The organism is Plantactinospora endophytica (genome assembly GCF_016862915.1).
Taxonomy (GTDB): Bacteria; Actinomycetota; Actinomycetes; order Mycobacteriales; family Micromonosporaceae; genus Plantactinospora; species Plantactinospora endophytica.
In genome coordinates this window covers 399,348-406,429 of record NZ_BONW01000005.1, presented here as the reverse complement: position 1 = coordinate 406,429, position 7,082 = coordinate 399,348, and the positions used below count along the sequence as shown (strand labels likewise).

The 7,082-nt window shown below is 74.0% G+C and carries 6 protein-coding genes; 4 read left to right on the top strand and 2 right to left on the bottom strand.

Annotated features, from left to right (window positions below; genetic code table 11):
- Positions 1–114 precede the first annotated feature (114 nt).
- Complete coding sequence (locus Pen02_RS09195) at positions 115–1,422, top strand: acyltransferase family protein (protein ID WP_203865473.1); 1,308 nt, start codon at positions 115–117, stop codon at positions 1,420–1,422.
- A 99-nt stretch (positions 1,423–1,521) separates the two neighbouring features.
- Here Pen02_RS09195 and Pen02_RS09190 read toward each other — a convergent pair whose 3' ends face one another.
- Entirely contained in the window at positions 1,522–1,956 is a 435-nt protein-coding gene (locus Pen02_RS09190; RefSeq protein ID WP_203865472.1) for a VOC family protein, read from the bottom strand.
- A gap of 5 nt (positions 1,957–1,961) precedes the next feature.
- Positions 1,962–2,513 (bottom strand): DinB family protein, encoded by a 552-nt coding sequence (locus Pen02_RS09185; RefSeq protein WP_372445588.1) that lies wholly within the window; start codon positions 2,511–2,513, stop codon positions 1,962–1,964.
- 61 nt (positions 2,514–2,574) lie between these two features.
- On the opposite strand from Pen02_RS09185, the gene Pen02_RS09180 reads away from it, so the two are divergent.
- The 3 genes from Pen02_RS09180 (at position 2,575) to Pen02_RS09170 (ending at position 7,022) form a co-directional block, all read left to right on the top strand.
- The gene (locus tag Pen02_RS09180; protein WP_203865471.1) at positions 2,575–3,552 is read left to right on the top strand and encodes a helix-turn-helix transcriptional regulator; all 978 of its coding nucleotides are present in this window, start codon (positions 2,575–2,577) and stop codon (positions 3,550–3,552) included.
- Between the two features lie 430 nt (positions 3,553–3,982).
- Positions 3,983–5,101, top strand: a complete 1,119-nt coding sequence (locus tag Pen02_RS09175; protein WP_203865470.1) for an IniB N-terminal domain-containing protein — start codon at positions 3,983–3,985, stop codon at positions 5,099–5,101.
- Positions 5,102–5,633: 532 nt separating this feature from the next.
- Positions 5,634–7,022 carry an alpha-L-fucosidase gene (locus Pen02_RS09170; protein ID WP_203865469.1) on the top strand — a complete coding sequence of 463 codons (1,389 nt, stop codon included), beginning with the start codon at positions 5,634–5,636 and terminating at the stop codon, positions 7,020–7,022.
- Positions 7,023–7,082: the final 60 nt, after the last annotated feature.

Sequence of the window (7,082 nt, the reverse complement as noted above, 5' to 3'; positions counted from 1 at the left end):
GGCACGGCCGGCGTTGCGGGCACGGCCGGCGTTGCGGGCACGGCCGGCGTTGCGGGCACGGCCGGCGTTGCGGGCACGGCCGGCGTTGCGGGCACAACCGGATCCAGGGTTCTGGTGCACGGCACGGGTGCGCCGGAGAGGCGAGCCGGAGCCGGCGGCGCGGGCGGGGTCTACCGGCTGCTGGCGGTCCCGCCGTTGCGGGCGGTCGGCGCGATCAGCTACCCGCTCCACCTGTGGCACTGGCCGCTGCTGGTCGCCGCACACGCCCGGTTCGGCGACCTGCACCCGGCGGCCGACCTCGGCGTACTCGGCGTCGCCGGGCTGCTCGCCGTGCTCACCCACCGCTACGTCGAGACACCCGCCCGGACCGGCGCACCGGACGCCTGGTCGCCGGGGCAGGTACTCCGGATCGGCACGCTGCTGCCCGCCGCCGGAGTACTCGGCGGGCTGCTGTTCCAGCTCACCGTCTGGCCGCCCGACCAGCCGGCCCCACCACCCGCCGCCCGACCGGCGTCGGTGGTTCCCGCCCCGGTCCCGGTGGCGGCCCCGGGTGCCGCCGCGCTGGGCAGGTCACCCTGGAACAGCCGGGCCGGCGTACCGGTCGACCGGGTCCGGTCGATCACCCCGGACCCGGCCGACGCCCGGGAGGACGTGCCCGACGTCTACCGGCACAACTGCTTCCCCGCCGTCACCAGCGGCGTCGCCCAGTCCTGCGTGTACGGCGACCGCGACGCCACGTTCACCGTCGCGCTGGCCGGCGACACCCACGCCGCCAACTGGCTGCCGGCGTTGCAGGAGATCGCGGAGGCGAAGCGGTGGCGGCTGGTGACGTACCTGAAACCGAACTGTCCGTTCCTCCACCTCGCCGTGACCGCCGCCGACGGACAGCAGCGCTACACCTGCACCGAGTGGTACCGCAACGTCCGCGCCGCGCTCACCGGGCCGGAGCGACCCAGGCTGCTGCTCACCACCAGCTCCCGGTACCAGCCGATGGCCGGCGGCCGGGGCCTGACCGGGAAGCCGGCACACGAGGCGCTGGTCAGGGGCATGCACCGGACCTGGTCGGAGCTGGTCTCGGCCCGGGTACCCACGGTGGTGCTGCTGGGCACCCCGATCCTGGCCACTGACGCCGCGAAGTGCGTGTCGACGAACCCGAGCCGGCTGACCCGGTGCGCGACCGAACGGCGGGTCGCGCTGTCGGCCGGGGCCGGGGCGGCGCAGCGTGCGGCGCTGGCCGACCTGCCCCGGGTCGGGATGATCGACCTGACCGGGGCGATCTGCCCCGCCCAGCGGTGCGCCCCGGTGATCGGCGGGGTGCTGGTCTACCGGGACAACCAGCACCTCACCGCCACCTACGCCCGTACGCTCACGCCACGGCTGCGCGGCGCGCTCGACCGGATCCTCACACCGCCCGCCTCCTGACCTTCCCGGCAGCAGAACCGGCACCGGAGCCAAAGTCGGAGTCGGAGTCGGCACCGGCACCCGGAGTCGTGGCTCCGGCGCCGAGGCCCGACGACTCGGCTAGCGGGAGACGCAGAACTCGTTGCCCTCGGGGTCGGCGAGGGTGACCCAGGTGAACGGGCCCTGCCGTCCGTCGTGCAGGAACTTCGCCCCCCGGGCGACCAGAGCGTCGACCACCGGCGTCAGGTCCTCGGCACCGGTACGCACGTCGAGGTGCATCCGGTTCTTCACCGTCTTCGCCTCCGGCACGAGCTGGAACAGCACCCGTGGCGCCCGCTCCAGCCCGTCGGGGTGCCGGATCGCCGCCCCCGCCTTCCAGACGAGCACCCCGTGGTGGGTCCGGGTCTCGTCCTCGGTGGCGTGCCCCGCCTCGACCATGCGGCGGATGAACGCCTCGTCGGAGGGCTCCACCCGCCAGCCGAGCGTCTCGGCCCACCAGTCGGCGAGCACGTGCGGGTCGGCACTGTCCTGGGTCACCTGGAACTCGTACGCCATGACGGTTACCTCCGGGTCCGGTAAAGGTCACGGAGCAGACTGATCTCCGCACCGTGGTGGATGGTTTCGCGGTTGACGTGCAGCACCAGTGCGGCCATCGGCAGCTCGGCGTACGGCCCCTCGGCCGGGCCGCACGGCCGGGCCAGCCCCGCCGGGTCCAGCGTCCGTACCCCGTCCCGCCAGGTGGCGTACGCGGCGTCGAGCTGGCGTAGCGCCCCGTCGGCGGTGCCGGCGTAGTCGAAACCGTCGTAGCGGCAGGGCGGCCCGCCGAAGTGTGCGGCACTGCGCTGCCCGAGCACCCCGACGATCACGTGCGCCAGCCGCCAGGCGATCGTGGTGACCGGTGGTGGCGTCGGCGCGGGGAACGCGTACTCGATCACGAACTCGCCGGAGCCGTACCCGCCCTCGACCTCGCTGCGGGGTCGTACGCCCCACCCGCCGTCGGCCGGCTCCCAGTGGTACTCGTCGTCGGTCAGCCCGTCGAGCCGGGGTCGCAACTGGTGTCGCCAGTGCCAGTCCACCTGGTCGACCAGTTGTCCGGTCCAGTCGATGTCCATTGCCGCAGGCTAGCCCCGATTGCGGACAGGTCCGGTCCTCGTTGCCTGGCAGACTCGGAGAATGCTCGACACGTCGGCACGACTGCTGCGGCTGCTCGCCATCCTGCAGACCCGGCCGGAGTGGACCGGCCCGGAACTCGCGCGGCAGCTCGGCGTGACGGTGCGTACCGTCCGCCGGGACGTGGCCCGGCTGCGCGACCTCGGCTACCCGGTCCGGGCCGCCTCCGGGGTGGCCGGCGGCTACCGGCTCGGCGCGGGGTCGAGGCTGCCGCCGCTGCTGCTCGACGACGACGAGGCGGTCGCGGTCGTGTTGAGCCTGCGTACCGCCGCCAGCCAGAGCGTGACCGGGATCGCCGAGACCTCGCTGCGGGCGCTGGCCAAACTGGAGCGCATCCTGCCGGCCCGGCTGGCCCGGCGCACCGCGGCGCTGCGGCTGACCACCGTCCCGTTGACCGGCGGGACGCCGACGGTCGACCCGGACGTGCTGACCGTGCTCGCCGAGGCGTGCCAGAGCCAGCACCGGCTGCACTTCGGATACCGCAGCCGCGACGGTGCGGCCAGTGTCCGCCGGGTGGAGCCGCACCGGCTGGTGCACACCGGGCGGCACTGGTACCTGGTGGCCCGGGACACCGACCGCGACGACTGGCGTACGTTCCGGGCGGACCGGATCACCGAGCCCCGCTCGACCGGCCACCGGTTCACCCCGGACGACCCGCCCGACCCGGCGAGCTTCGTGGCCGACTCGGTCGGTGCGGCGCAGTACCGGTTCCGGGCCCGGGTGCTGGTGCACGCCCCGGCCCCGGTGGTCGCCGAACGCGTGCCACCGACGGCCGGGCTGGTGGAGGCGGTGGACGGGAGCAGTTGCCTGCTCACCACCGGGGCGGACTCGCTCGGCTTCCTGGCACTGCACCTCGCCCTGCTCGGTCCCGAGTTCACCGTCCTCGAACCCGCCGCACTCGCCGACGAACTCGCCGTGCTGGCCGGGCGGCTGGACCGGGCGCGCGGCCGGTTCGCGTCCGGACCGGACCGTCCGGAGTGACCCCGGCCGACGCCTTCGACAAGCCCCCGCGCGTCCGCCGGGCATCCGCAAGCCCGCGCGCGAAGAGGTTTTTCGGTCCGGGCCGGCCGAGCCACTCCCCCGCCCCGGGCGTTCCGGCACCGAGCGGGCGGATCGGTTACGGGGTGTCCGGGCCGGCGCCCGGACTCCGCAGGGGCAGCCGGGGCGAACTGGGCCGATCCGTCATCCCGGCCGGCCCGGCCGGGCCGCGCCGGGCCGGTGGTCCGGACGGCCGGCCGCCGGTACCCCCTATGCCCCTAACCGGGGTGGGGATCTCGGGCCCCACCGGTCGGGGCGAGAACCGGGGATCGTCCCCGATGTCCGGTACGCGACAACCGCCGTACCGTCGGCGCCAGGTCTGGAACGACATGCCCAGATCATCCCGCCCAACCCCTTTGAGGAGATCGTCAACGTGGAATCGGCACCGACCGTGGAGACCCCCGCCCCGGCTCCGGCCGCCCCGGCCCCCGCCCCGGCCCCGGCCCCCGAGGCGACTCCCGCTGCGGAAACGACCCTGCACGACTTCGTGGTCAACCTGATCACCGACGTGGACCTGCGCACCGCGTACGAGCTCGACCCGACCGGCACGCTGGAGAGCGTCGGGCTCTGCGACGTGGTCCCGGGTGACGTCGCGGACGTCCTCCCGCTGGTCGTCGACTCCGTACCGCTGGACGGCCTCACCGACCTCAGCGTGGTCGAGAGCCTGGGCCTCGGCTCGGTCAGCCTCAGCCCGACCAGCGTCGTCGGCCAGGTGCAGACCGTCGCCAACCAGTTCACCGCCGGGGTCTACAGCACCGACGTGGACGTCGACGTGGCCGGCCTGGGCGCGGTCAGCGTGGACCCGAACGGCGTGGCGGTCGGGCTCAGCACCGGCCTGCCGGTGCTGGGTCTGGACAGCGGCCTGACGGTGGACCTGTCCGGCGTGCACGACGTCGCCGACAGCCTCGACTCGACCGTGCTCGGCACGGCCGGTGGCGTCGACACCGTCGACGGTGTCCTGGGCACCGCCGACTTCGCCGCCACCACCGTGACCTCCACCGTCGCCGGCACGACCGGGCTGGTCGGCGGCGCCGACCTGGCCGGGATCACCGACCTCGGTGGCCTCACCGACCTGGGTGGCGTGACCGACCTGGCTGGCGTCGCGGACCTCGGCACCATCACCGACCTGGGCAACGTGACCGACCTGGGCAACGTGACCGACCTCGGTAACGTCGCCGACCTGGACGGCACCCTGGACGGCGTCACCGGCACCGTCGGTGGGGTCACCGGCTCCGTCACCGGGACCGTCGACGGCACGCTCGGCGGCGTCGGCCTGGACGGCGTCACCGACACGGTGGGTGGCGTGACCGACCTGGGTGGCGTGACCGACCTGGGTGGCGTGACCGACACCGTGGGTGGGGTCACCGACCTCGGCGGGACCGTCGGCGGGGTCACCGGCACCGTGGACGGCGCCCTGGGCAGCGTGACCGGCCTGGTCGGCGGCGCCGACCTGGGTGGCACCACCGACCTGCTGTCCGACGGCGTGCTCTGAGCCGCACCCGTACGACGAGGGCGGTGTCCCGACCAGAAAGCGGCTGGTCGGGGCACCGCCCTCGGGCTTTTCCCGAATCGGCTGGCGTGCTGACGCCGCCGGCACCCACCGGGGCCGCAGGGCGGCGAGACGTACGGGTGCGCGGTGGAGCGGGCCGGACCTCGCTGGCGTTCGTTCGAACTGTACTGACATCGGGCATCCGAGCCGCGATCTCTCGACAGCGGGAGACGTCGCACCAGAACTGTTGGAGTTCCGGCCTGACATCGGGCGTCCGAGCCGCGATCTCTTGACAGCCGTCGTCGCGCCGCAATAGCGTCAGGTCGCGGATTGATTCGTTTCAACCGTCGACCTCTCGGCCGGCTCGCGCCCTCGCGTGGATCCTCGCCGAGGTGACCGGGCGACGAACCGTCCCGGCAGGGCCACGGCGCCCGGGTCGTCGTGGAGTGACAGCCGATGCTGCTGATCGGGAGGACAGACGTGCTCGCACGCAGGGACTTTCACCGGGTCGCGGTCCGGCTGGAGATCGACTGACGTGCGCCCGCAGCGGGAAACCCCGGCCTGGTACCGGGACGCCAAGTTCGGCATCATGATCCACTGGGGACTGTACTCCGTCCCGGCCTGGGCGCCCCTGGACGACGAGGTGGTACGCCTGCTCGGCGCCGGCCGTACCGGCCCGGAGCAGCTCACCGCCGTGACCGAGGCGTCGGACCCGCTGGCCCGGCACTCGTACGCGGAGTGGTACCAGAACACGCACCTGCTGGACGGCCCGACCCGGGCGTACCACCGTCGGGTGTACGGCAACCGTCCGTACGAGGACTTCCGCACCGAGTTCACCGCGGCGGTCCGGGCCTGGGATCCCGCGCCCTGGGCCGACCTCTGCGCGGCGGCCGGCGCCCGGTACGTCGTACCGACCTGCAAGCACCACGACGGCTACCTGCTCTGGCCGTCCGCACACGCCAACCCGTACGTCCCGGACTGGCAGACCGGGCGGGACCTGATCGGCGAACTCGGCACGGCGGTGCGCGACCGGGGCCTGCGCTACGGCCTCTACTACTCCGGCGGGCTGGACTGGACCTTCGGCAACCTGCCGATCCGACGGATGGCCGACGTGGCGGCGAGCGTCCCCGACTCGCCCGGGTACGCCGGCTACGTCGACGCGCACTGGCGGGAGCTGGTCGACCGGTACCGGCCGAGCGTGCTCTGGAACGACATCGGCTATCCCCGATCCGGCGACGCCGCCGGGCTGGTCGCGGACTACTACGCGGCAGTGCCGGACGGAGTCGTCAACGACCGGTTCTCCCTCGACGACGCCGACGTCCGCACCCCGGAGTACGGAATCCGGTCGGAGATCGATCCGGCACCCTGGGAGACGGTCCGCGCGCTCGGGCTCTCCTTCGGCTGGAATCGGCAGGAGACAACGGCGCAGTTTCTTTCCAGCACCGAGCTGGTGCACCTGCTGGCCGACGTGGTGAGCAAGAACGGCAACCTGCTGCTCGGGATCACCCCGGACGACCACGGCGTGGTGCCGGCCGGCCAGCGGACGGTGCTGCACGAGCTGGGCCGCTGGCTGGCCGGACACGGCGAGGCAATCTTCGGCACCCGCCCGTGGCACGTCCCGGCAGCGGTCACCAGCACCGGCGTGCCGGTCCGGTTCACCTGCCGGGACGACGTGCACTACCTGATCCTGCTCGGCGATCCGGGGCCCGAGTTCGGCGTACCCGGGCTGCCGTTGCGGCCCGGCGCCCGGCTCCGGTGGGTCGGCCGGGACGACGTCGCGGATCCCGGGGTACGCCTCGGGCCGGCCGGGCCGGTGCTGACCGTCGGCGCGCTGCCGCCGGCACCGGCGTACGTCCTCGCGGTGCGGCCGGGGTCGGGGAACCCCGCGCCGGCCGGGTGCGTGCCGGACGCCCCGGCCGGGTAGGTAGAGCCCCCGGGCGGCCGGCCGGATGGCCGGGTCGGCCGCCCGGGTTCCCGGTCCGCC